The organism is Streptomyces sp. NPDC048361, assembly GCF_040651795.1.
Taxonomy (GTDB): domain Bacteria; phylum Actinomycetota; class Actinomycetes; order Streptomycetales; family Streptomycetaceae; genus Streptomyces.
Window position 1 is genome coordinate 1 of sequence record NZ_JBEZKW010000053.1, and the last position, 23,507, is coordinate 23,507.

At 71.5% G+C, this 23,507-nt stretch carries 26 protein-coding genes; 17 read left to right on the forward strand and 9 right to left on the reverse strand.

Features of this window, described 5'->3' with window-relative positions; genetic code table 11:
- Window positions 1–154 precede the first annotated feature (154 nt).
- Entirely contained in the window at window positions 155–1,078 is a 924-nt protein-coding gene (gene mshD / locus AB0D31_RS26220) for a mycothiol synthase (RefSeq protein ID WP_362727567.1), read from the reverse strand.
- 169 nt (window positions 1,079–1,247) lie between these two features.
- Here mshD and AB0D31_RS26225 point away from each other — a divergent pair, with 169 nt between their 5' ends.
- Window positions 1,248–3,116: a 5'-nucleotidase C-terminal domain-containing protein gene (locus tag AB0D31_RS26225; protein WP_362727569.1), complete on the forward strand. Its 1,869-nt coding sequence runs from the start codon at window positions 1,248–1,250 to the stop codon at window positions 3,114–3,116.
- A 184-nt stretch (window positions 3,117–3,300) separates the two neighbouring features.
- On the opposite strand, the gene AB0D31_RS26230 is transcribed toward AB0D31_RS26225, so the two are convergent.
- The 5 genes from AB0D31_RS26230 to AB0D31_RS26250 form a co-directional block, all read right to left on the reverse strand.
- Complete coding sequence (locus tag AB0D31_RS26230) at window positions 3,301–4,698, reverse strand: HAMP domain-containing sensor histidine kinase (RefSeq protein ID WP_362727571.1); 1,398 nt, start codon at window positions 4,696–4,698, stop codon at window positions 3,301–3,303.
- Window positions 4,695–5,426, reverse strand: a complete 732-nt coding sequence (locus AB0D31_RS26235) for a response regulator transcription factor (protein ID WP_362727573.1) — start codon at window positions 5,424–5,426, stop codon at window positions 4,695–4,697. The genes AB0D31_RS26230 and AB0D31_RS26235 overlap by 4 nt, the downstream gene beginning before the upstream one ends.
- A 201-nt stretch (window positions 5,427–5,627) precedes the next feature.
- A complete protein-coding gene (locus tag AB0D31_RS26240) occupies window positions 5,628–6,959 on the reverse strand; it encodes a trypsin-like peptidase domain-containing protein (RefSeq protein ID WP_362727574.1) in 1,332 nt (443 codons plus the stop codon).
- 197 nt (window positions 6,960–7,156) lie between these two features.
- Window positions 7,157–8,179 (reverse strand): LacI family DNA-binding transcriptional regulator, encoded by a 1,023-nt coding sequence (locus AB0D31_RS26245; protein ID WP_362727576.1) that lies wholly within the window; start codon window positions 8,177–8,179, stop codon window positions 7,157–7,159.
- A 105-nt stretch (window positions 8,180–8,284) separates the two neighbouring features.
- Window positions 8,285–9,049 carry a response regulator transcription factor gene (locus tag AB0D31_RS26250; RefSeq protein ID WP_362727578.1) on the reverse strand — a complete coding sequence of 255 codons (765 nt, stop codon included), beginning with the start codon at window positions 9,047–9,049 and terminating at the stop codon, window positions 8,285–8,287.
- A 243-nt stretch (window positions 9,050–9,292) separates the two neighbouring features.
- Between AB0D31_RS26250 and AB0D31_RS26255 the strand changes: the two genes are divergently transcribed.
- The 8 genes from AB0D31_RS26255 (at window position 9,293) to AB0D31_RS26290 (ending at window position 15,100) form a co-directional block, all read left to right on the forward strand.
- Window positions 9,293–10,111: an alpha/beta fold hydrolase gene (locus AB0D31_RS26255; RefSeq protein WP_362727580.1), complete on the forward strand. Its 819-nt coding sequence runs from the start codon at window positions 9,293–9,295 to the stop codon at window positions 10,109–10,111.
- 33 nt (window positions 10,112–10,144) lie between these two features.
- Complete coding sequence (locus tag AB0D31_RS26260; protein ID WP_362727582.1) at window positions 10,145–10,399, forward strand: MoaD/ThiS family protein; 255 nt, start codon at window positions 10,145–10,147, stop codon at window positions 10,397–10,399.
- Window positions 10,400–10,409: 10 nt separating this feature from the next.
- Window positions 10,410–11,858: a hypothetical protein gene (locus tag AB0D31_RS26265; RefSeq protein WP_362727584.1), complete on the forward strand. Its 1,449-nt coding sequence runs from the start codon at window positions 10,410–10,412 to the stop codon at window positions 11,856–11,858.
- Window positions 11,859–11,973: 115 nt separating this feature from the next.
- Window positions 11,974–12,723, forward strand: a complete 750-nt coding sequence (locus AB0D31_RS26270) for a DUF2993 domain-containing protein (protein ID WP_362727586.1) — start codon at window positions 11,974–11,976, stop codon at window positions 12,721–12,723.
- A 518-nt stretch (window positions 12,724–13,241) separates the two neighbouring features.
- On the forward strand, window positions 13,242–13,322 hold the full coding sequence (locus AB0D31_RS26275; RefSeq protein ID WP_350751515.1) for an Ms5788A family Cys-rich leader peptide: 81 nt from the start codon (window positions 13,242–13,244) through the stop codon (window positions 13,320–13,322).
- Between the two features lie 146 nt (window positions 13,323–13,468).
- Window positions 13,469–14,314: a sulfurtransferase gene (locus tag AB0D31_RS26280; RefSeq protein WP_362727588.1), complete on the forward strand. Its 846-nt coding sequence runs from the start codon at window positions 13,469–13,471 to the stop codon at window positions 14,312–14,314.
- Between the two features lie 58 nt (window positions 14,315–14,372).
- On the forward strand, window positions 14,373–14,660 hold the full coding sequence (locus AB0D31_RS26285) for a DUF1416 domain-containing protein (RefSeq protein ID WP_030362227.1): 288 nt from the start codon (window positions 14,373–14,375) through the stop codon (window positions 14,658–14,660).
- Between the two features lie 182 nt (window positions 14,661–14,842).
- Window positions 14,843–15,100, forward strand: a complete 258-nt coding sequence (locus tag AB0D31_RS26290) for a DUF3099 domain-containing protein (RefSeq protein ID WP_362727590.1) — start codon at window positions 14,843–14,845, stop codon at window positions 15,098–15,100.
- A 79-nt stretch (window positions 15,101–15,179) separates the two neighbouring features.
- Here the strand turns inward: AB0D31_RS26290 and AB0D31_RS26295 are convergent, their stop codons facing one another.
- Window positions 15,180–15,545 carry a DsrE family protein gene (locus AB0D31_RS26295; RefSeq protein ID WP_362727592.1) on the reverse strand — a complete coding sequence of 122 codons (366 nt, stop codon included), beginning with the start codon at window positions 15,543–15,545 and terminating at the stop codon, window positions 15,180–15,182.
- Window positions 15,546–15,921: 376 nt separating this feature from the next.
- Here AB0D31_RS26295 and AB0D31_RS26300 point away from each other — a divergent pair, with 376 nt between their 5' ends.
- The 3 genes from AB0D31_RS26300 to AB0D31_RS26310 are packed head-to-tail and all read left to right on the forward strand — an operon-like array spanning window position 15,922 to window position 17,932.
- Window positions 15,922–16,494: an FABP family protein gene (locus AB0D31_RS26300; protein ID WP_362727594.1), complete on the forward strand. Its 573-nt coding sequence runs from the start codon at window positions 15,922–15,924 to the stop codon at window positions 16,492–16,494.
- A gap of 24 nt (window positions 16,495–16,518) precedes the next feature.
- Window positions 16,519–16,956 (forward strand): transcriptional repressor, encoded by a 438-nt coding sequence (locus AB0D31_RS26305; protein WP_362727596.1) that lies wholly within the window; start codon window positions 16,519–16,521, stop codon window positions 16,954–16,956.
- Window positions 16,957–16,966: 10 nt separating this feature from the next.
- Window positions 16,967–17,932, forward strand: a complete 966-nt coding sequence (locus AB0D31_RS26310; RefSeq protein WP_362727598.1) for a folate-binding protein — start codon at window positions 16,967–16,969, stop codon at window positions 17,930–17,932.
- Window positions 17,933–17,971: 39 nt separating this feature from the next.
- On the opposite strand, the gene dtd is transcribed toward AB0D31_RS26310, so the two are convergent.
- Window positions 17,972–18,397 (reverse strand): D-aminoacyl-tRNA deacylase, encoded by a 426-nt coding sequence (gene dtd, locus AB0D31_RS26315; RefSeq protein WP_362727600.1) that lies wholly within the window; start codon window positions 18,395–18,397, stop codon window positions 17,972–17,974.
- A gap of 170 nt (window positions 18,398–18,567) precedes the next feature.
- Between dtd and AB0D31_RS26320 the strand changes: the two genes are divergently transcribed.
- From AB0D31_RS26320 to AB0D31_RS26335, 4 genes are all read left to right on the forward strand, one after another.
- Complete coding sequence (locus AB0D31_RS26320) at window positions 18,568–19,161, forward strand: ABC transporter substrate-binding protein (protein ID WP_362727602.1); 594 nt, start codon at window positions 18,568–18,570, stop codon at window positions 19,159–19,161.
- Between the two features lie 59 nt (window positions 19,162–19,220).
- Window positions 19,221–20,186, forward strand: a complete 966-nt coding sequence (locus AB0D31_RS26325) for an asparaginase (protein ID WP_362727604.1) — start codon at window positions 19,221–19,223, stop codon at window positions 20,184–20,186.
- Between the two features lie 25 nt (window positions 20,187–20,211).
- Complete coding sequence (locus AB0D31_RS26330) at window positions 20,212–21,471, forward strand: GNAT family N-acetyltransferase (protein ID WP_362727606.1); 1,260 nt, start codon at window positions 20,212–20,214, stop codon at window positions 21,469–21,471.
- Window positions 21,472–21,709: 238 nt separating this feature from the next.
- The gene (locus AB0D31_RS26335) at window positions 21,710–22,399 is read left to right on the forward strand and encodes a DUF4328 domain-containing protein (RefSeq protein WP_362727608.1); all 690 of its coding nucleotides are present in this window, start codon (window positions 21,710–21,712) and stop codon (window positions 22,397–22,399) included.
- Here AB0D31_RS26335 and AB0D31_RS26340 read toward each other — a convergent pair.
- A complete protein-coding gene (locus AB0D31_RS26340) occupies window positions 22,391–22,924 on the reverse strand; it encodes a hypothetical protein (RefSeq protein ID WP_362727610.1) in 534 nt (177 codons plus the stop codon). The genes AB0D31_RS26335 and AB0D31_RS26340 overlap by 9 nt on opposite strands.
- Window positions 22,925–23,091: 167 nt before the next feature.
- On the opposite strand from AB0D31_RS26340, the gene AB0D31_RS26345 reads away from it, so the two are divergent.
- On the forward strand, window positions 23,092–23,505 hold the full coding sequence (locus tag AB0D31_RS26345) for a helix-turn-helix transcriptional regulator (RefSeq protein WP_362727612.1): 414 nt from the start codon (window positions 23,092–23,094) through the stop codon (window positions 23,503–23,505).
- The last annotated feature ends 2 nt before the right edge of the window (window positions 23,506–23,507 follow it).

A 23,507-nucleotide genomic window follows, 5' to 3' on the forward strand; every position in this document is an offset into this window, starting at 1 on the left:
GCAGCGTCCGCATGGTCCGCATGGCGACCGACAGGTTGGCCAGATCGAACGCGTCCTCAAACGCCGGACAGGCTGAAGACGGCTCTGCCGGGGACCCGGACCGGCTGACAAGGCGGATGACGGCCGGCACCGGGCAGTCGGGCGGGGTGCGGGGTCAGGACTCCGCGCGGTACATCAGGTCCACCTCGTGCGTGGTGAAGCCCAGCCGTTCGTACACCGCCAGCGCCGCCGGGTTGTCCGCGTCGACGTACAGCATCGCCGTCGGCAGCCCCTCCGCCGCAAGATGCCGCAGCCCCGTCGCGGTGAGCGCCTTGCCGAGGCCGCCGCCCTGCGCATCGGGCCGGATGCCCAGGACGTACACCTCACCGAGCCGCTCCTCCGCGTGCACCTTCGTCCAGTGGAAACCGATCAGCTCGCCGTCCTTCTCCGCGAGGAAGAACCCCTTGGGGTCGAACCACGGCTCGGCCTTGCGGTCGTCCAGGTCGCTCTGGGTGAGCGAGCCCTGCTCGGGGTGGTGGGCGAACGCGGCCGCGTTGACCGTGAGCCAGGCCGCGTCGTCCTCGCCCGGCGTGAAGGTGCGCACGGTGACCCCGGCGGGCCACACCGGCTCCACGACATCACCCTCGCTCAACGGCCTTCGCAGCTGGCGCAGTTCACGGAAGAGGGTGAGCCCGAGGACCTGCGCGAGATGACGGGCCGCGGAGTGCCCGCCGTGCGCCCACACCCGCAGCCGCTTGCCGGTCGAGCCGAGCAGGGCGCTGCCCAGCGCGCGGCCGTGCCCGTGACCGCGCTGTGAGGGATGCACGACGAGCTCCGCGGCGGGCGCCTCGACGGGGTCGGTGTCCTCCAGCTGGGCATACCCGGTGAGCGTGCCGTCGACGGTCAGCAGAAAGTGCCGCACACCCTCGCGCCGGCCCCCGCGCAACCGCAACCGCCCCTGCTCGGAAACGGCCTGCTGCCCGTCGGTGCGGGCCGCTTCGGCGATGAGGTCGAGGACGGCCTGTGCCTGGGAGGGGCTCAGCTCGTCGAGCGTCTCGATGGAGCGGGAGGACGGAGTGGGGGCGGCTGCGTCTGTCATGGATACGAGGGTACGGCGGCACCCCGCGAGCCCGGTCGCACGGCGCCGGGGTGCCGTGACCTGCGCGCGGCAACCAGCTCGTAACCCGCGAACCCCTGTTGCGCTACGCGCGTTGACCATAGGCTGCGCCGGAACCTCACCGGAAACTCACAGGGGACTCAAAGACCACATGCCAGCGAAACCCCACAGGAAGCGTGCCGCCACACGGATATGGGCGGGGGCCGCAGGACTTGCCACGGTCGGGGCGCTTGTCGTCGCGATGCCCGCCACCGCGCACGACCGCGGCCACGGACACCACCCGAAGCCCGACCCCACCGTCGATGTGCAGCTGCTCTCCTTCAACGACCTGCACGGCAACCTGGAGCCCCCGGCGGGCTCGGCGGGCACGGTGACGGAGCGGCAGGCCGACGGGACCGTCAAGTCAGTGCCGGCCGGCGGCATGGAGTACCTCGCCACCTCGCTGCGTACCGCCCGCAAGGGCCACCCGTACTCGATCACCGCGGCCGGCGGCGACATGATCGGGGCGAGCCCGCTCCTTTCGGGGCTCTTCCACGACGAGCCGACCATCGAGGCGCTCAACAAGCTGAAGCTGGACGTCACGGCCGTGGGCAACCACGAGTTCGACGAGGGCGCCACCGAGCTCGCGCGCATGCAGAACGGCGGCTGCCACCCGACCGAGGGCTGCTACGAGAAGGGCAAGAAGTTCCCCGGCGCGGACTTCCCCTACCTCGCGGCCAATGTGACGAGCGAGAAGACCGGCAAGCCGATCCTCAAGCCGTACACGGTGTGGAAGAAGAACGGCGTCAAGATCGGCTTCATCGGGGTGACGCTGGAGGGCACCCCGAACGTCGTGACCGCGTCCGGCGTCAAGGGCCTCAAGTTCGCCGACGAGATCGAGACGATCAACAAGTACGCCAAGGAATTGGACCGCCAGGGCGTCAAGTCGATCGTGGCCCTCATCCACGAGGGCGGCATGCCCGTCAGCAGCGCGTACAACGACAGCTGCGACACCAACGGCCCGGGCAGCGGGATCTCCGGCCCGATCGTCGACATAGCCAAGGGCATCACGCCCAAGGTCGACGCGCTGATCACCGGCCACACCCACCAGGCGTACGTCTGCACCATCCCGGACCCGGCGGGCAACCCGCGCCTGGTCACGTCGGCGGCGTCGTTCGGCAAGCTGTACACCGACACGACGCTGACGTACGACCGGCGCACGAACGACATCGTGCGGACGGCGGCGCGGCCGCCGAAGTCACCGGGTTCACCGGCCTTGTCGACCTCGCCGACTTCGCCGAAGTCACCGGTCTCGGCCAACCACATCGTGGGCCGGGACCAGCCCAAGGCCCCCGACATGACCCAACTGATCGCCCGCTGGGGCACGTTGGCGGCGCCGGTCGCCAACCGGGCGCAGGGTTACATCTCGGGCGACATCAACGGGCGCGGCTCGGACGCCCCCGAGAAGCCGCTCGGCGACCTGATCGCGGACGCGCAGCTGGCGGGGTTGTCCGCACCCGACAAGGGCGGGGCACGGCTCGCCCTGATGAACCCCGGAGGCATCCGCTCCGACCTCGTGTACAAGGCGAGCGGGAGCGAGGGGGACGGGGTGGTGACGTACGGAGAGGCGTTCACAGTCCAGCCGTTCACCAACATGATGAACGTGGTCGACCTGACCGGGGCGCAGCTGCTGACCGCGCTCCAGCAGCAGGTCAGCGGCGTGAACGAGGCCGCCCCGAAGATCCTCCAGATCTCGAAGAACCTGACCTACACGCTCGACCTGACGAAGTCGGGGGCGGCGCGGGTGGCCGTCGGCACGGTGCGGCTCAATGGGGCGGCGGTCGATCCCGCCGCGACGTATCGCGTGGCGATGAACGAGTTCCTGGCGGGCGGGGGTGACGGATTCCCGGCGCTGGTCGGCACGAACAAGCTGGTCGGGGCGTCGGACTTGGACGTCTTCGACGCGTACCTCGCGTCGAACTCGTCGGCGTCGAGCCCCCTTTCGCCTCCGGCGCCGGGGAGGATCACGGTCGTCGGGTAATTGACGACTGCCCTGCGGGGCGGGGCGGGGCGGGTTGGACGCGGGGCAGGCGTAGCTGTTTGCACAGCTCCCCGCGCCCCTAAGCCCGCTTTCGTCTGCGGACCGTGCCTGCGTCTCGCGCAGTTCCCCGAGCCCCTCGACTACTCGCCCCCTGGGTAGAGCACCCGGAGCCGCGCTGGGCGCCCTAGCCCGGGGGCGGGGTCGGCGCCCCCGGCAGGGTGATCGTGGCCAGCGTGCCGCCGCCCTCCGCCGGAGCGAGCACCACCTCACCCCCCGCATGCCGAATCGTGCGGGCCACGATCGAAAGGCCGAGCCCCGACCCCGGGAGCGCCCGCGCCGACGGCGAACGCCAGAACCGCTCGAAGACATGCGGCAAGTCCTCCGCGGGGATCCCGGGCCCCTGGTCGCGTACGGTCAACACCCCCCGGTCCAGGGCGACCGTGATCGCCCCGTGCGGCGGGCTGAACTTCACCGCGTTGTCCAGCACGTTCACCACCGCCCGCTGCAACCCCGCCGGCTCGGCCCGCACATACCAGGGTGCGAGATCCGCCGTGAGGGTCAGCTCGGGCCCCCGCAGCCGGGCCCGGTCGAGCGCGACCCGCGTGATGTCGTGCAGTCCGACCACCTCGAACGGTCCCTCGCGTACCGCATCCGGCCGGGACAGCTCCTGCAAGTCCCCGATGAGGGAGGCCAGTTCGGACATCTGCGCCTTGACGGACGCCATCAGGGCCGCCCGATCGGCAGGCGGAATGGCCCGCCCGGTCTCGTCGCTGCGGGCGAGCAGCTCGATGTTGGTACGCAGCGAGGTGAGCGGCGTACGCAGCTCGTGCCCGGCGTCCGCGATGAGCTGCGCCTGCCGGTCACGGGAGGAGGCAAGCGCCGCGGTCATCGCGTTGAACGAGCGGGAGAGCCGCGCGATCTCGTCCTCGCCCTCGACGGGGATGCGTACCGCCAGGTCCTCGGTACGGGCCACGTGCTCGACGGCCCCGGTCAGTTTGTCGACGGGCCGCAGCCCGGAACGGGCGACCCACAGGCCCGCCGCGCCGGCCGCGACGACACCGATGCCGGCGAGCCCGGTGAGCAGCAGGGCGAGGCGGTTGAGGGCCGAGTCGACCTCGGTGAGCGGGCGGGAGAGCGAGACCGTCGCCCACCGGCCGGCGAACTCCTGACGCTGAGTGTGCACCCGTACGTCCATGCCGCTGTCGGTGGTGCTGCTGTGCAGGCTTTCCGTCTTCACCCCCTGGGCCACCGCGATGTCCTGCCGCGTGACGCGTACCGGCGGCGAGTCCGGGGCCACACAGCGGGTGCCGTCGGGCAGCACGACCTGGATGTAGGCGAACGGCTTCTGGCCCGGCGGCAGGTTGCCCTCCGACATGCAGGACTGGAGCGCACCCTGCACCAGGCTGCTGGGGGCTGCGGTGTTGCGCAGCGTCGTGTCGAGCTCGGCGCCCAACTGCGCGCGGGTCAGCAGCCAGCAGGTGACGGAGACCGCCGCGACCGCCACCGCCACCGCCGTGGTGACGAGCAGGGCGAGACGTGAGCGGAGCGGCATCGTGCGGTAGCGGCGGAGCAGACGGTTCACTCCGCGCCGCCCGGCCGGAGCGCATACCCCACGCCCCGCACCGTGTGCACGAGCCGCGGCTCACCGCCTGCCTCCGTCTTGCGCCGCAGGTACATGACGTACACGTCGAGGGAGTTGGAGGAGGGCTCGAAGTCGAAGCCCCACACCGCCTTGAGGATCTGCTCACGCGTGAGCACCTGGCGGGGGTGGGTGAGGAACATCTCCAGCAACGTGAACTCGGTGCGGGTCAGCTCCACGAGCCGGTTGCCGCGGGTGACCTCGCGCGTGGACAGGTCCATCCTCAGATCGGCGAAGCTCAGCACGTTCCCGGAGTCCTGGCCGGCGGCCCCCGCGTCCGCCGCGTACGAGCTGCGGCGCAGCAACGCCCGGATACGGGCGAAGAGTTCGTCGAGCTCGAACGGCTTGACCAGGTAGTCGTCGGCGCCCGCGTCGAGCCCGGTGACCCGGTCGCCGACCGTGTCGCGCGCGGTCAGCATGAGGATGGGGGTGGTGGAACCGGCCGCGCGCAGCCGGCGCGCCGCGGTGAGCCCGTCCATCCTCGGCATCTGGATGTCCAGGACGATCAGCTCGGGCCGGTAGGCCTCCGCCTTGGTGAGGGCGTCGAGGCCGTCGACGGCGACCTCGGTGCCGTACCCCTCGAAGGCGAGACTGCGCTGCAGCGCCTCGCGGACGGCGGGCTCGTCGTCGACGATCAGGATGCGCTGCGGTTCGTCCTCGGCGGGGCTCATGTGCTGGTTCCTTCTTCTGTCTCTCTGCCGGCTCGGAACATCAGCCTCGCACGCGGACGGTGCGGGGCGGGACGGCTCGCTGCCCCGCACCGTTGGGTGTCATCGGCTGTCAGTCGTCAGTCGTCAGCTGTCAGTCGTCAGCAGTCCGCTGTGGACCGGCGGCCGCCGGCCCGCCGGCCGCCAGCCGTCAGCCGCCAGCCGTCAGTAGCTGCCGCTGAACGCGCCGCCGGAGCCGTCGCTGCCCTGGTTGTCGTTGCCGCCGGTGTCGGCGCCGCCGCTGCCGCCGTTGCGCAGGCCGGCGAGGTCGGACTTGACGGTGTTGATCGGGATGGCGAAGCCGAGCCCGACGCTACCGGCCGACGAACCGCTCGCACTGCTTGAACTGGGCGAGTACATCGCGGAGTTGATGCCGATGATGTTGCCGTTCATGTCGATGAGCGCGCCGCCGGAGTTGCCCGGGTTGAGCGAGGCGTCGGTCTGGAGCGCCTTGTACGTGGTCTTGGAGGAGCCGGTGTCGCCGTTGAACTGCTGCCCGCCGAACTCGAACGGCCAGCCACCGCCACCGCCACCACGTCCCTGCCCCTGGCCTTGCCCCTGACCCTGCCCCTGGTTGCCCTGCTCCTTGGCGACGGTGACGTCACGGTCGAGTGCGGAGACGATGCCGGAGGTGACGGTGCCGGTGAGGCCCTCGGGGGAGCCGATGGCGACGACCTGGTCTCCCACCGCGATCTTGCTGGAGTCGCCGAGGGAGGCGGGCTTGAGGCCGCTCGCGCCGTTCAGCTTGATCAGCGCGAGGTCCTTGTCGGGGTCGGTGCCGACGACCTTCGCGGTGTAGCTCTTGCCGTTGCTGAGCTTCACCTTGACCGAGGTCGAGCCCGAGATGACGTGGTTGTTGGTGATGATCTCGCCGTCGGCGGTGACGATCACGCCCGCGCCGGTCGACTCGCCCGAGCCGGACGTCGCGTTGATCTCGACGATGCTCGGCATGACGGCCTTGGCGACGCCGGAGACCGTACCGTTGGTGCTGTTGGAGGCGTTGGTGCCGCTCACTCCGGAGCTGACGGACGCGGTGTCGTTGCCGACGTAGTGCTCGACGAGGCTCGCGGTGCCGCCGCCTATGGCCGCGGCGATGATCGCGACGGCGGCGACGAGGCCGACCGACCGCTTGGCGCGGCGCGGCTTAGGGGCGCCCGGCTCCCCGCCGGCGACGTGGCCGCCGCCGTGACCGCCGTCCCCGTGACCGCCGTCGCCGTAACCGCCGTCCCCGTGATCGCCCCCCTGACCGCCGCCGTCGTGGAACGTGGCGGTGGTGGGCGGGTCGGGCTGGGCGCCGCGCGGCCACACGGTGGTGCCGGGCCCGGTGGACACCGGCGGGGGCGGGGTCACCGGCTGGTACGGAGGAGGCGGCGGATAGGCGGCCGCGTAGGCCTCGGCCTCTCGCCGGGCGTCGTCCTTGGCTCGCTGCCAGGACTCGTCAGAGTGGATCGGCTGCTGCTCGGGGTACTCGCCGCTGTGGCGGGGGCTCTCGGTCATGTCTATGACCTTCGCCACCGTTGATGAGAGCAGTCTGAGGACCGGGTAAGAAGCCCGGCAGAACCGTGTTTGCCCGAAATAAAGACGTGGGGCGCAGAGCTGCGGAAGGGGCGGCCCGGGCGGAATCCGGTCCGCCAACTCCTCGCCGGGGTCGGCGAGTTGGGCAGGTGCGGGGCGTGTGTCCCGGCCTGCGTAGCCTAGCCGCAGCCGCAGGACCGGCGTACGACGAGCCGCGAGGGGAACTGCTTGAGGCGTTCGCGGCGCGAGCCCGCGATCCGTAGTCCCTCGTCCAGGACCAGGTCCACCGCGGCCCGTGCCATGGCGGGCCGGTCGGAGGCGATCGTGGTCAGCGGCGGGTCGGTGAGGGCCGCTTCCTTGACGTCGTCGAAGCCGGCCACGGCCAGCTCGCCCGGCACGTCGATGCGCAGCTCGCGGGCGGCCCGCAGTACGCCGATCGCCTGGTCGTCGGTGGCACAGAAGATGGCGGTCGGCCGGTCGGGCTTGGCCAGCACCCCGAGGGCGACCTGATAGGCGTCGTACCGGTTGTACGGGGCCTCGATGACCCGGCCCTCGATGGAGCGCCCGGATTCCAGCATGGCCCGGCGCCATCCCTCGACGTGGTCGGCGACCGGGTCGCCGACGGACGGGGTGTTCTCCACGCCGCCGATGCAGGCGACGTACGCGTGGCCGTGTTCGAGCAGGTGGCGGGTGGCGAGATGGGCGCCGCCGATGTCGTCGGTCACCACCGCCACGTCGTCGATCGCTTCGGGCCGCTCGTGCAGCAGCACCACCCGGGCGTCCCACGCCTCGATCTCGGAGGCCGCGCGCTCGCTCATGCCCTGGCTGACCAGGATCAGCCCGGAGACCCGCATGCCGAGGAAGGCCCGCAGATAGTGGACCTCGCGGTCGTCGATGTAGTCGGAGTTGCCGACGAGGACCATTTTGCCGCGCTCGGAGGCGGCCTGTTCGACGGCGTGCGCCATCTCCGCGAAGAACGGCTGGCGGGCGTCCGGGACGATCATTCCTATGAGGTCGGTACGGCGTGACGCCATCGCCTGGGCGACCCGGTCGGGCCGGTACCCCAGCTCCTTGATCGCGGCGAGGACACGCTCGCGCGTGGCCGGGGCGACCGGCCTGGGTCCGTTGTTGATGACATAGCTGACGACGGCGGTCGAAGTACCCGCAAGTCGTGCCACGTCGTCCCGCGTCACCTTGGCCACGCGCGGCAGTCTACGCGGGGTGACCTGCCTCTGGGCAGGGCGTATCGCAGGTCGTGCCCCATGCGTGATGTACCCGCATGGCCCAGAGGCCGGCCCGGCGGTCCGCTACCGCTGGGAGCGGGCAGCCGCTTCCTTCGTCTCGGCGGTCGCCGCGTCCACGACGGCCTTCGCCTTGGCGTCCTCACTGGAACGCTCGGGCTTCTCGGGCGCCACGAAGCGGTAGCCGACGTTGCGTACCGTGCCGATCAGTGACTCGTGCTCGGGGCCGAGCTTGGCGCGCAGCCGCCGTACGTGGACGTCGACGGTGCGGGTGCCGCCGAAGTAGTCGTAGCCCCACACCTCCTGGAGCAGCTGGGCGCGGGTGAAGACCCGGCCGGGATGCTGGGCGAGGTACTTCAGGAGCTCGAACTCCTTGAAGGTCAGATCGAGGACCCGGCCCTTCAGTTTGGCGCTGTACGTGGCCTCGTCGACCGAGAGGTCGCCGTTGCGGATCTCCATGGGGGAGGCGTCGGAGGTGGCCTGCGCGCGGCCGGTGGCGAGCCGCAGCCGGGCCTCGACCTCGGCCGGGCCCGCGGTGTCGAGCAGTACGTCGTCGATGCCCCAGTCGGCGGTGACGGCGGCAAGGCCGCCCTCGGTCACGACCAGGACCAGCGGACAGCCGGGCCCGGTGGAGCGCAGGAGCTGGCACAGCGACCGCACGTGCGGCAGATCGCGGCGGCCGTCGATGAGGATCACGTCGGCGCCGGGGGTGTCGACGAGGGCGGGGCCCTCGGCGGGCGCCACGCGCACGCTGTGCAGGAGCAGGCCGAGGGCGGGGAGCACCTCCGTCGACGGCTGGAGGGCATTGGTCAGGAGCAGTAGGGAGCTCATCGCTCTCCTCCTACCCGGATGGTCCGCTTCGTATCGTGCACGGTTCGCTGGCCCATGACGTCGTTTCCTCCTGCTCGGTCAGAGCTCGGGGGTGTTGCGGCACTGCTTCGTACGGTCCGGCCGGGGCCCGCGGTGCGGGCCCTTTCGTGAGCTTTTGTTCACCCGTCCGTAACAACGACGGGAAAACACAAAAGGACCCGGGGGCTACGTTGCCCGGATCCTCTGCCCTGGAGAATAGCCCACATGAAGGGCGAGACAGAGGGCCGATTTCACACTTCGGATGTTTCCTCGATCACTCCGGGCCCCCGGCGCGCCACCCTGCGTACCGCCGACGGTGTCCGGATCGAGGCGGTTCACGACCCCTGCGCGAAGGGGCCGGCGGACACCGCGATCGTGGTCGCGCACGGCTTCACCGGAGCGGCCACAAAGCCCGCCGTACGCCGGGCTGCGGGGGTCTTCGCCCAGTACGCGGCCGTGATCACCTTCTCCTTCCGCGGGCACGGAAGGTCCGGCGGCCGCTCGACCGTCGGCGACCGCGAGGTGCTCGATCTCGCGGCGGCCGTGGAGTGGGCGAGATCACTCGGGTACGAACGGGTGGTGACGGTGGGTTTCTCGATGGGCGGCTCGGTGGTGCTGCGGCACGCCGCGACCCACCGGGGGAGCGGGCGGGGGCGCACGGAAGCAGTGGCGGCGGTCAGTGCGCCCGCCCGCTGGTACTACCGGGGTACGCCCGCGATGCGCCGGGTGCACTGGCTGGTGACCCGGCGGGCCGGGCGCCTCGTCAGCTGGCTGGGCTTCGCCACCCGCATCCACACCGAGGAGTGGAATCCGGTGCCGCTCTCACCCGTCGAGGCCGTTCCGCTGATCGCGCCGACCCCGCTGCTCATCGTGCACGGCGACCGCGACCCGTACTTCCCGGTGGATCATCCGCTGATGCTGGCGGCGGCCGGACCTGCGCAGTTGTGGCTGGAGGAGGGCATGGGTCACGCCGAGAACGCGGCCGGCGAGGAGCTGCTGCGGCGGATCGCCGACTGGCTGACCGCCGCGCGGCCCGCCGGGTAGCCCATCATGGAGGGCGACGAAAGGAGCCTCACCATGGCAGCGGGAACCATCCGCTTCTGGGCCGCGGCCAAGTCCGCCGCGGGCGTCGCCGAGGAACCGTACGCCGCCGGCACGCTGGCCGAAGCCCTCGACGCGGTGCGCGAACGGCACCCCGGAGAGCTCACGCGCGTACTGCAGCGGTGTTCCTTCCTGGTCGACGGTGACCCCGTCGGGAAGCGGAAGCATGAGACCGTACGCCTTGCCGAGGGCGGCACGGTCGAGGTGCTCCCGCCGTTCGCAGGAGGGTGACCCCCACGTCATGAGCGAGCCGTACCCGTACCACCATCAGCAGCAGCCCCCGTACGACCAGTACGACCAGTACGGGCAGCCGGTGCCGCCGCGGCCCGAGCCGCAGCCGCCGTTCCCGTACGAGCCGTACCAGGACCAGCAGCAGTACACGCAGACCTGGGAGGGCCAGACCTGGGACACCCAGTACCAGCCCACGATCCCGCCCGCCGAGCAGCAGCAGCCGCCGGAGCCCGCCCCCTACCGGCCGCGCCACGCCCAGCCATGGCAGGAGAGCGCGCCGGACCCGGCGTACCCGCCGCAGGGAGTTCAGGGGGCCGGGCCTGGAGTGGAAGAGACGGCCTATCTGCCGCCGCAGGGCGGTGCGCAGTACGACGCGCCGGCCGGTGACCCGTACGGCACGCACGCACCTGCGGCCGGCTCGGGGGAGGCGTACGGGACGCACGCGCCCGCGGCGGGCTCGGGGGAGGCGTACGGCACGCACGCGCCCGCGGCGGGCTCGGGGGAGGCGTACGGGACGACGTCCGTGCCGTTGCCGCCCGAGATGCCCATGGCGTCGGCGCCGGCCGCGAGCCCGCTGTACGAACCCGCAGCGACGCCGAACCCGGACCCGGGGCCGGCCATGGCGACCGCGGGCGGCCCCTCCGAGGGGGCTGCCGGTCCCGGTCCCGCGTACAGCCCGCCCACCACGGTCGGCAACGCGCGGATCACCGACGCCCAGCGGGCCCGCGCGGAGGGGCGTTCGCCGGTCATCGCGCCCGGCATGCGGCCCGCCGCGCTGACCGCCGTGCTGGGTCTGCTCCTCGCGGTGGCGGCGCCGGTCGGCCCGTACGCCCTGGTGGTTCCGGTGGTCGGGCTCCAGGCCGTGACGGCGGCGGGCTGGTTCCGCCTGAACGGCATGTGGCCGGCCCGGCAGGGCATCGCGCTTGCGTTCGCCGGCGGCCTGGTCGCCGACGTCGCGCTGCTCGCCGTCGGCCGGGAGAACGGTCCCGCCGCGATCCTCGGCACGCTGGGCGCCTGGGTGCTGCTCACGCTCGTGTTGCAGCTGCGCTCGCACGCCGACCCCGATGAGCGGATGTACGGCCTGATGGCGACCGTGGCCTCGGCGGCGCTCGCGATCCTGGCCGGCGGCGCCCTGGCCGCGCCGCCGCACGCGGTGTCGGTCGGCGCGGCGGCGGTCGCGGTCGCCGCGCTCGCCCGCGCGCTGCCCCTGCCCGCCCCGGCCTCGGTGACGGCGGCGCTGCTCGCGGCCGCGGGCGCAGGCATCACGGTCGGCGGCCTGACCGGCATCGGCGCGTCCGGCGCGCTGCTCGGCCTGGCGGCCGGGGTGTGCGCGTTGATCGGGCTGCGGGTCGCCTCGTACGACTATCCGTCCCGGTTCGTGCACATGACGGCGGGTGTGGCGCTGCCGCTCACCGCGGCGGTTCCTGTGCTGTATCTCATCGGGCGGGTCGTGGCGTAGGGAACCGGGGCTAGGCTCGCGCTCGTCGTTGCATGAAGATCAATGACAGCAATAACCATCGATGACATCGATGACATCGAGAGTCGGCGGCCGACTGGTGGGGGACACGTAGGCAATGCGCGCACTGCGAATACTTCTGATCATCGCGATCGTTCTCGGCGGCATCTTCGTCGCCGTGGACCGCATCGCGGTGAACATCGCCGAGTCGAAGGCCGCCGACAAGATCCAGAGCAGTCAGCGGCTGAGCTCGTCCCCCGATGTCGACATCAAGGGTTTCCCCTTCCTGACGCAAGTCCTCGCCAAGGAGCTCGACGAGGTCGACGTGAAGCTGTCCGGTGTGACGGCGACGGCGGGCGGCCACTCGGTCAACGTCACCGAGGTGACGGCCGAGCTGTACGCGGTACGGATCGACAGCAGCTTCTCGTCGGTGGTGGCCGGGCGCGGTGAGGGCGCGGCGAACATCTCGTACGCGGACCTGTCGAAGGCGGCGCCCAAGGGGGCGACGGTGAGTTACGCGGGCGCCGAGCGCGCGGCCAAGGGCCAGGTGAAGGTGTCCGGCCCGCTCACCGACCTCCTGGAGGGCCAGGGCGTGTCGCTGCCGTCCGCCGTCAAGGCGCTGCTCAAGGGGCAGACGGTGTCGGCGTACAGCACGGTCGCGCTGAACGGGTCGGGGGCGGTGCAGTTGCGTGCGGAGGCGTTGCCGAAGCTGCCGGTGCCGGGGTTCGACCAGCGGCTTCGTAAGGCGGTCGACTACGACCTGAAGATCGAGGGGATGCCGTCGAGCATCAAGCTGGACAAGGTGACGGCGTCGGAGTCGGGGCTGCGCTTCTCGGGCAAGGGCACGGAAGTCCACCTGGCGGGCTGACCCCCACCACCCCGCTCCCCTGGGTGGGCTGCCCTTGGCAGGGTGCCGAGTCTCGGCCACCTCAGCCTGTTCGGCTGCTCGACCCCGGCCCATGCGGGCCACCTCGGCCCGTCAGGCGTTTGAGGACGAGCGCCTTTCGGGCGCGAACGGGGTCTGGGGCGGAGCCCCGGGCACCCCGCTTTTGTCTGCGGATCGTGCCCGTGTCCCGCGCAGTTCCCCGCGCCCCTCAGCGGCACTGGTGCCGCCCGGCACTGGCATGGCCAGCCCGTCCGGCGATTGAGGACTGGCGCCGTTCGGGCGTGAACGGGGTCTGGGGCGGAGCCCAGGGGGTTTTCGGGGGCTGGGACCGGATGGTGAGACGGGGGTGTCCGGTCCGTAGATGCGGGGTGGGCGCGGGGTGCCCCCGGCGGAGACGGACAGCCCCTGGAAGCGGGACGCGTATCAGCATGCGGATGATCGAGTCTCAGCATGCGACACCCCGGTGACACACCCCCCACGCGCTCCCTACGATCGGACGCATGAAGCGACAGGCGGACCTCACGAAGCGGCGGGCAGTAGACCTGTGCCGCGTCGCCGCCATGCTCTGTCGCCCTTTCTGAGCGGGACGCTCAACTCCCGCATTCCCCGGGCCACTTGGCCGCCCTCAACCGCCGCCAAGGCCCACCCGTGCCGCGTACGCGAGCCGCAGACGCGTACCCGCACACCTGCATCGCCGCCCCCGCACACTGCCCCGGAGGAGAACAACATGAGCCGCAGCGACGTCCTGGTAGACGCCGACTGGGTCGAGGCCCACATCGACGACCCGAAGGTCGCCATCGTCGAGGTCGACGAGGACACCTCGGCCTACGAGAAGAACCACATCAAGAACGCGATCCGGATCGACTGGACCAAGGACCTCCAGGACCCGGTCCGCCGCGACTTCGTCGACCAGGAGGGCTTCGAGAAGCTCCTCTCCGGCAAGGGCATCGGCAACGACACCACCGTCGTCCTGTACGGCGGCAACAACAACTGGTTCGCTTCGTACGCCTTCTGGTACTTCAAGCTCTACGGCCACCAGGACGTGAAGCTCCTCGACGGCGGCCGCAAGAAGTGGGAGCTCGACTCCCGCGACCTCGTCGACGGCGACCAGATCCCCAGCCGCCCGGCCACCCAGTACAAGGCCCAGCCGCAGGACGCCTCGATCCGCGCCTTCCGCGACGACGTCGTCAACGCGATCGGCTCCAAGAACCTCGTCGACGTGCGCTCGCCCGACGAGTTCTCCGGCAAGCTGCTCGCCCCGGCCCACCTCCCGCAGGAGCAGTCGCAGCGCCCGGGCCACGTCCCGTCCGCCCGCAACATCCCGTGGTCGAAGAACGCCAACGACGACGGCACCTTCAAGTCGGACGACGAGCTCAAGGCCCTCTACGAGGCCGAGCAGGTCGACCTGGCGAAGGACACCATCGCGTACTGCCGCATCGGTGAGCGCTCGGCCCTGACCTGGTTCGTGCTGCACGAGCTGCTCGGCCAGGAGAACGTCAAGAACTACGACGGTTCGTGGACGGAGTACGGCTCGCTCGTCGGCGTGCCGATCGAGCTCGGCGCCAACAAGTAACTCCGCACAGCCCGCGCAGCCCCTGCCGTACCCGACCGTAGACCGTAAGGAAGAACCCATGTGTGGAGCGAAGGCCGGCGGCCCCGACGCCTCGACGATCAAGCCCGGTGAGACCACGATCCAGGGCCAGGTGACCCGCGACGGCGAGCCCGTCACCGGTTACGTGCGCCTGCTCGACTCGACCGGCGAGTTCACCGCCGAGGTCCCGACCTCGGCCACCGGACAGTTCCGCTTCTACGCGGCCGAGGGCACGTGGACCGTGCGCGCCCTGGTGCCCGGCGGCAGCGCGGACCGTACGGTCGTCGCCCAGACCGGTGGCCTCGCCGAGGTCGCCATCGCCGTCTGACCGACGGCACCACCGCAGTACCGGCCGGAGGGCCGCACCCCGGGGTTGGACGCCTTGGAATGGGGTGCGGCCCTTCGTGCCGTGCGGGGCCGGGCGCACCCTTGCCGGGGCCGGGCGATCCGGTATGGGCCGGAGTCCGCTTCGGCGTATCGGGCCGGGCCCCGCGGTCGTACGCTGGATGCATGTTGGCCCGGCGTCGGCGCGGCTATTTCTGGATGATGGGCGGCTGCATCCTGCTCTTCGTGTCCGCCTGGGGATTCGTGCGCCTGTGGTCCATTCCCGCGGCCGTGGCGATGTGCGTGGTCGCCATGGTCATCCCGCCGGTCGCCGCGATGGTCGCCAATCGGCGCGGCCCCGACGACCGCTGGTGGGACGACCCGTCGGGCGACCCCAAGTCGGACGAGTGGTGGGACGAGCTGGACGGCAAGAAGCGCCGCTGAACCGGCGGCGCTCCCCGAAGTCCCGGCCGCCTTCGACGGCAGCGCTCCCCGAAGTCCCGGCCGCCTTCGACGGCAGCGCTCAGTACACGAGCGCCTGGACGCCGTCCGCCATGATCTCCTGCACAAAAACCTGCGCCCCCGCGATGCGCACGCCCTCCAGGACGTCCCCCTCGGTGATCCCGCGCCGGGTCGCGCACTGCGTGCACAGGGTGACCCGCCCGCCCGCCTGGACCGACTCGATCAGGTCGGGCAGCGGCGCGGCGTGGGGGAGCTCGAATTCGGCGGCCCGGCCCGGCAGGGCGAACCAGGACGATTCACCCGTCAGCCACAGCGACACCTCCACCCCGCTGGCCACGGCCACCGCAGCCACGGTGAAGGCCTGCGAACACCGCTCGGGCGCGTCGGCCCCGGCGGTCACCTTGATCACGAGCTTCTGCTTCGGCATGTGCCGAACTGTAATCCGCGCGCCACAACCTCCCCCCGGGGGGCGCGGGCTCAGAGCCCGTTGAACGGCACGGGCACGTACCCGGGCGGGACTTCCACCTGCGGGCCCGCCGCGTGGGGGCCCGCCGCGTGTGGGCCGCGCCACCGGCGGCGTACCTCGCCGAGAGGGCCGGCCCCCCACCCATTAGGCTGGGGGCCGGCCCTGACCGCCCCTACACCCGCTCATGCGAGGAGCCCCCCGTGCTTGAGGCTGTTTTCTCCACCCTCCTTGTCCTGGTCTGCGTCGGCGTCCTCGCCTTCGCCGGTCTGACCGTGAAGAAGCTGTACCAGGGCCAGCGCTGACCCCCCTCCGTCGTTAACGAAGAGATCGCAGCCTCATGATCGAGATTCCGTCCGACCTCCACCCCGACCTGGTTCCCCTGGTCTTCCTCCTCGGTACGTGGGAAGGCGCCGGTGTCACCGATTTCCCGGGCGCCGAGAAGGCGAACTTCGGGCAGTCCGTGACCTTCTCCCACGACGGCCGTGACTTCCTGGAGTACGTCTCGCACTCCTGGATCCTGGACGCCGAGGGCAACAAGGTGAAGCCGCTGGAGTCCGAGTCGGGCTACTGGCGCATCGACAAGGACCGCAAGGTCGAGGTCGTCATGGTCCGCGACCAGGGCATCGTCGAGATCTGGTACGGCGAGCTCGCCCACCAGAAGCCGCAGATCGATCTCGTGACGGACGCCGTGGCGCGCACCGCCGCCTCCGGCCCGTACACCGGCGGCAAGCGTCTCTACGGCTACGTCAAGAGTGACCTCATGTGGGTCGGCGAGAAGGCGACCCCCGAGGTCGAGCTCCGCCCCTACATGTCGGCGCACCTCAAGAAGGTCGTCACGCCGGAAGAGGTCGCGGAGATGGCCCGCGGACTCGGTGATCTTCCGGACGACGGAATCGCCTTCTTCAAGTAGTCACGTAGGTCTTACGCTGGGGGCGTGGTGACCACCGACTGGCAGAGCGACCTCCGCAGGCGCGGCTACCGCCTGACGCCCCAGCGACAGCTCGTCCTGGAGGCCGTGGACGTACTGGAGCACGCCACGCCCGACGACATCCTCACCCAGGTGCGGAAGACGGCGGGCGGCGTGAACATCTCCACGGTGTACCGGACCCTCGAGCTCCTGGAGGAGCTGGGTCTGGTCTCGCACGCGCACCTGGGCCACGGCGCCCCCACCTACCACCTGGCCGACCGGCACCACCACATCCATCTGGTGTGCCGGGACTGCACCGAGGTGATCGAGGCCGACGTGTCCGTGGCCGCCGACTTCACGGCGAAGCTCCGGGACACCTTCGGCTTCGAGACGGACATGAAGCACTTCGCGATCTTCGGTCGCTGCGCGCAGTGCGCCCAGAAGGCTTCGGCCGCCGAGTCGTAGGCTTGCGGTCATGAAGAGCCCTCTGCTGTCCCAGGCCGGCGCCGTCCCCGCCGAAGGGCGCGACGAAGGTGTCGCGGCGCACTACGGCGACCTGTTCCGTGAGCAGCGCGCGCTCGCCGGCGGCACCGGTCTCGTCGACCTCTCGCACCGCGGGGTCCTCACCGTTACCGGTGACGACCGGCTGAGCTGGCTGCATCTGCTGCTCACCCAGCACGTGAGCGATCTGCCCGCCGGGCAGGCCACCGAGGCGCTGGTCCTGTCCGCGAACGGACATGTCGAGCACGCCCTGTATTTGGTGGACGACGGCACCACGGTGTGGATCCACGTCGAACCCGACACCCAGGGCGAGCTGATCGCGTACCTGGAGTCGATGAAGTTCTTCTACCGGGTGGAAGTGGCCGACCGCACCGGGGAGTTCGCGGTCGTGCACCTGCCGGCCGGCTCCATCGCCGAGGTGCCGGAGGGGGTCGTGGTGCGCGAGACGGCGTACGGCCGTGATCTGTTCCTGCCGCGCGAGGACCTGGAGAGGTACGCGGACGCGGCGGGCCCGCTCGTCGGGATCCTGGCATACGAGGCGCTGCGGGTCGAGGCGCACCGGCCCCGGCTCGGTTTCGAGACCGACCACCGGACGATCCCGCACGAGGTGGGCTGGATCGGTCCTGCCGTCCATCTCCAGAAGGGCTGCTACCGGGGGCAGGAGACGGTCGCGCGCGTCCACAACCTGGGGAAGCCGCCGCGCCGTCTGGTCTTTCTGCACCTGGACGGCAGCGAGGTGCTGCTGCCCGGCCCGGGTACGCCGGTGCGGCTCGCGGCGGACGGCGCCGAGGGGCGTCAGCTCGGCTTCATCACGACGTCGGCCCGCCACCACGAGCTGGGCCCGATCGCACTGGCCCTGGTGAAGCGGAACGTGCCCCTCGACGCGGAGCTGCTCGCGGGGAACACGGCGGCGGCCCAGGAGGTCGTGGTCGAGCCGTAGGGCGCGGCCGGCCGGGCCCGGTCCTTGTCGCAGGGTGTGTCAGACGTCGACGACGATCGTGAACGGGCCGTGGTTGGTCAGCGACACCCGCATGTCCGCGCCAAAACGACCCGTCTCCACGCGGGCGCCCAGCGCCCGCAGCGCGGCCACGACCTCGTCGACCAGGGGCTCCGCGACCTCGCCGGGGGCGGCCGCGTTCCAGGTGGGGCGGCGGCCCTTGCGGGCGTCGCCGTAGAGCGTGAACTGCGAGATCACCAGCAGCGGCGCGTTCACGTCCGAGCAGGACTTCTCGTCCTCCAGGATGCGCACCGACCACAGCTTGCGGGCGAGCTGTGCTGCCTTTTCCGGATTGTCCCCATGGGTGACGCCGACCAGGACACAGAGTCCCTCGCCTGTGATCTCCCCGACCGTCTCGCCCGCCACGACGACCTTCGCGCCGTCCACCCTCTGCACCACCGCTCGCATGCGCCCCAACTTATGCCACCGGTGCGTCCGGATTCCGAGCGGCTGAACGGGTGCAGTGCACCTGCACGTGCCGTACCCGGGGTGGCACGATGCGTACAGGCGGTGCTTCCCCCAGGGGCCTTCGGGTCCGGGAGAGACCCCATGCACCGGTCGAGGGGACGGAAAGACGCATGAACGCACCAGGCGCCGGGCAGTCGCGCGGTCCCGTATCGCTGACCCGGACCAGTCCGCGTACCGCCCTACGACCCGCCACGCGGTGGGCCGGTGGCGCCCTGCCGCCGCAGCGCGGCCACGACCTGGCCGGGCTGCGGCTCGCGGAGCTGCGCGCGGTGCGCCGGCAGTCGCAGAGCGACGAGGCCGACCTCAGCTATGTACGGCGGCTCCTGCACGGCCGGATCGACATCCTGCGGGCCGAGCTGGCCCGGCGCACCGGGCCGCAGGCGCCGGTGGTGGAGCGGCTCGCCGAGATCCTCACCGACGCGCCGTCCTCGCACCGGGCCTCGGCCCGCCACGTCACGCTGTCGGCGCCGCGCAACGAGGAGTACCGGATCCTCGCCGCCGAGATGGACGCCGAGGTCGAGCTCTCCGACCTGGACGCCCGTACGGACGACGAGCTGCACACTGCGACCGGACGCCTGATCCGCTACGAGCAGCAGGTCTCGCGGCGCCGCAAGGAGGTCCAGCGGACCGCCGACGATTGCAGCGCGGAGATCGCCCGCAGGTACCGTGATGGGGAAGCACAAGTAGACGATTTGCTCATCTGACCCGCCCAAGCGGAAGCGATCCCTCCGGGGCAGGTCACCCGTCCGGAAGGCCGCACCCCATGACCGCCGTGTCCTCGACGTCCCCGATACCCCCGGCCCTCGCCGAAGTCGTCCGTTCCGGATTCGTCGAGGGCCATCACCGGGGCTCGCTGGTGGTGCTGGCGGCCGACGGCAGCGTCGAGTTCTCGCTCGGCGACCCGGCCGCTCCCGTCTTCCCCCGCTCGTCCAACAAGCCGATGCAGGCCGCCGCCGTGCTGCGCGCGGGGCTCGACCTGTCCGGTGAGCGCCTGGCCATCGCCGCGGCCAGCCACTCCGGCGAGGGCTTCCACCTCGATCTCGTCCGCAAGATGCTCACCGAGCACGGGCTGACCCCGGACGACCTCCAGACCCCGCCCGATCTGCCGCTGGACGCCGCCGAGGCCGAGACGTACCTGGCCGCGGGCCATGTCCGCGAGCGGCTCACCATGAACTGTTCGGGCAAGCACGCGGCGATGCTCGCGGCCTGCAAGCAGAACGGCTGGGACCTCGCCGGCTACCTCGACCCGGCGCACCCGTTGCAGCGCCTGGTCCACGAGAGCGTGGAGGTCGCGGCGGGCGAGCCGGTCGCCTCGGTCGGCACCGACGGCTGCGGGGCGCCCCTGATGGCGATCAGCCTGACCGGGCTCGCCCGCGCCTTCCGTACCTTCGCGACGGCGGAGCCCGGCTCGGTCGAGGGCCGGGTCGCCGAGGCGATGCGCGCCCACCCCGAGTACGTGGCCGGCACGCGCAGGCCCGACACCTGGCTGATGCGCGAGGTGCCGGGCACCCTGTCGAAGATGGGCGCCGAGGCCGTGCAGGCGGTGGCCCTGGCCGACGGCCGCGCGCTCGCCTTCAAGGTCGACGACGGTGCGATCCGCTCGCTTGGCCCGATCCTGGCGCGAGCGCTGCGGCTGATGGGCGTGGACGCTCCCGTGGTCGACCGGATCGGCCGGGCGCCGCTGTTCGGCGGGGCCGCGGAGGTCGGCGAAATTCGGGCGACATTCTGAGTGTGGCCCGCCTAGCGTGGCCGGCATGAGCACCCCGGCCACGCCCGACATCGAGGTCCGTACCGTCACCGAAGCCGAGTTCGCCGACTGGAACAAGACGGTGCAGGTGGGTTTCCTGCGGCCGCCGGTGGTGAGCGACCAGTACACGCGTGACCTGCGGGCCAACAGCGACCTGGGCCGGGTGCAGGCGGGCTTCGACGACGGCCGGTGCGTGGCCACGTTCCGCTCGTTCGCGCAGGAGCTGACCGTGCCGGGTGGCGCCGCGCTGCCCGTGAGCGCGGTCAGCTCCGTCACCGTCGCGCCCACGCACCGCAGGCGCGGCCTGCTGACCCGGATGATGGCGGCCGAGCTGGCCCGGGCCCGGGAGCGCGGCGATGTGGCGTCCACGCTGGTCGCCGCCGAGTACCCGATCTACGGCCGGTACGGGTACGGTCCCGCGACCTGGCTCACCGAATGGGAGATCGACACCGCCCGCACCGGGCTCGACCCGAAAGGGTCGCGCCCGGCCGACGGCGGGCGGGTCGATCTGGTCGGTCCGGCCGACGCCGCGAAGCTCGGCACCGAGGTGTTCGAACAGTTCCGGCCAACGCGGGCGGGCGCCATCAGCCGCGACCGGCGCTGGTGGGACCTGGCCACCGGCGCCTCCCGCCGCGACGGCCCCTGGACCGAGCCCTTCTTCGCGGTGTACCGCACGGTCGCGGGCGGCCCAGCCGGCATCGTCGCGTACACGGCCGACGAGCGGTGGAGCGACGCGAAGCTGCCCGAGAACACGGCGACGGTGAAGGGCCTCATCGGCCTGACCCCCGAGGCGGACCGCGCCCTGTGGCACTACCTGTGCGCCATCGACTGGATCCGCACGGTACGCACCGGCTACCGCGCCCCCGACGACCTGCTCCCGCACTACTTCCCGAACCCGCGGGCGGCCAGGATCGTGACCCACGCCGACTTCCTGTGGCTGCGGCTGCTCGACGTCGTACGGGCCCTTGAGGCACGCACGTACGCCACCGAGGGCGCCCTCGTCCTGGAGGTCGAAGACGCGGCGGGCCCGGCGGCGGGCCGCTACCTCCTGGAGGCGGGCCCGACGGGCGCGACCTGCACCCCGACCACACGTACCGCCGAACTGACCCTGAACGTAAGGGAGTTGGCCTCCCTCTACCTGGGCGACGAGTCGGCGACGAGGCTGCTGGCGCTCGGCCGCGCCACGGAGGAGCGGGCGGGGGCGGCGACCCACCTGGACACCCTCTTCCGGACGAGCGCCCGGCCCTGGTGTCCGGACATGTTCTGACCCGTGCATGCCTGCGCAACCTGCGCAACCTGCGAAGCCGGCCGGCCTGCGAAGCCCGCGGACCTTGCGAAGCCCGCGGACCCTGTGCAATGCCTGGCCTTTGACTGGCCCACGGGTTACGGGTGCGAAGCCGGCGGACCCTGTGCAATGCCTTTGACCGGCCCACGGGTTACGGCTTGAATGCCCAAGCCCCGCGCGTCGGCGGGTCCGTCAGCCATGATCCGGGGGGATCTCGCCCATGCAGCATCAGCCTGCCGCCACCATGCCACCACGCAGCATCGCTCTGCGCTCGCCCGAGGGACTGGCCATCGCCGTCACCGTGCTGCTCGCGGTGACCGCCGTCGTCTACCTCTTCGCCGTCTACACCGGGTTCGTCCTGCACGGCGTGACCGGTGATCTGGTCTCCCACACCCGAGCCGACATCCGGTACGCCGACACCCTCTACTCGCTCTCCGGCGCCATGCAGATGATGGCCCTGCTGGCCACGGCGACCGTCTTCATCATCTGGTTCCACCGGGTCCGCGGCAACGCCGAGGTGTTCACCCCCGAAGCGTGCACCCGCGGCAAGGGCTGGACCATCGGCGGGTGGTTCGTGCCGATCGGCAACCTGTGGATCCCGTACCAGGTGGCCCGTGAGATCTGGACGGCCAGCGCCCAGACCGCACCCGACGGCTCCGTGCGACCGTTCTCCCGGCGCCCGCTCACCCTCTGGTGGGGAGTCTGGACGAGCAGCCTGGTGATCGACAGGTTGGGCTGGGCCGCACACAGGAACGCCGAGACCACGGAATCCCTGCAGCGCGCCTACGACATCACGATCCTCGCCGACGTGCTGGGCGTCGCCGCGGCGCTGCTGGCGATCGGCTTCGTCCGGAGACTGACCGGGATGCAGCGCCGGAAGGCGACCGAGGGTCCGTACGCATCATCCTGACGTGGCGGCCGCCGTGGGTGTGCGGTCCTCGGTCGTTCTGCGCCGCCGGTGGTACGCGAGGGCGGTCGCTGCCAGGAGGGGAGGCCAGGCCAGCAGCGGGGCGTAACAGGCCACAAGGAGTGCGTGCTGCGCGGGTGTCCGCGTGACCCGCTCGACCAGGTCCGCGGCCTGGGTCCAGGCGAACCAGACGGAGACCGCGCCGAGCAGCGCCGCCCCGAGCAGCGCCGGTATCACCGCCGCGAGCGTACGCACCGGGCGCCCGCCGATGAACGGCAGGCGCCGGGGTGCGATCTCGCCCCACGGCCGTACCAGGCCGAGCGTCAGCAGGGCGAGCGCCTCGGACACCAGGGCGAGCGACAGGGCGAGGACCATCTCGCGGCCGTCGCGCCCCGACTGGTCGGCCACCGGCGCCCCGGCGATCTGGGCGATCCGCCACAGGCCGGAGGGCAGAGCGACGAGGGGCACGGCGTGGGCGGTGAGGACGGCCCAGCGCGGAACGTCGGGCAGCGCGTCGGTCTTCTGCATGCGTCCCATCGTGGTGAGGCGCGGCGCGGCGGGCGTCGGGACGGGGGACGGTGCGGTCCGCCGCACGGGGGAGGGGCGCGGGGCGCGTGTACGACCCAACGGAGACGTGGCACACTTTTGCAAGCGTCTGCTTGCAAAAGTTAGCGCGGATGGTGCACTCTCGGGGTATGGCATCGCTCAACGTCGGCAATCTCGGCGAGTACCTGCGCGAGCAGCGGCGCACCGCGCAGCTGTCGCTGCGGCAGCTCGCCGATGCCGCCGGGGTGTCCAATCCGTATCTGAGTCAGATCGAGCGTGGGCTGCGCAAGCCGAGCGCGGACATTCTGCAGCAGCTCGCGAAGGCGCTGCGGATCTCCGCCGAGACGCTGTACGTGCAGGCCGGGATTCTCGACGAGAGGTCGCCCGAGGCCGCGGAGACGCGGAGCGTCATCCTCGCCGACCCCTCGCTCAACGAGCGTCAGAAGCAGGTACTGCTCCAGATCTACGAGTCCTTCCGCAAGGAGAACGGGCTCGACGCCGGTACGGACACCGACGCTGCCGCCGACGGCAGCGATGCCGACCACCCTCAAGCGAGCAACTGAGC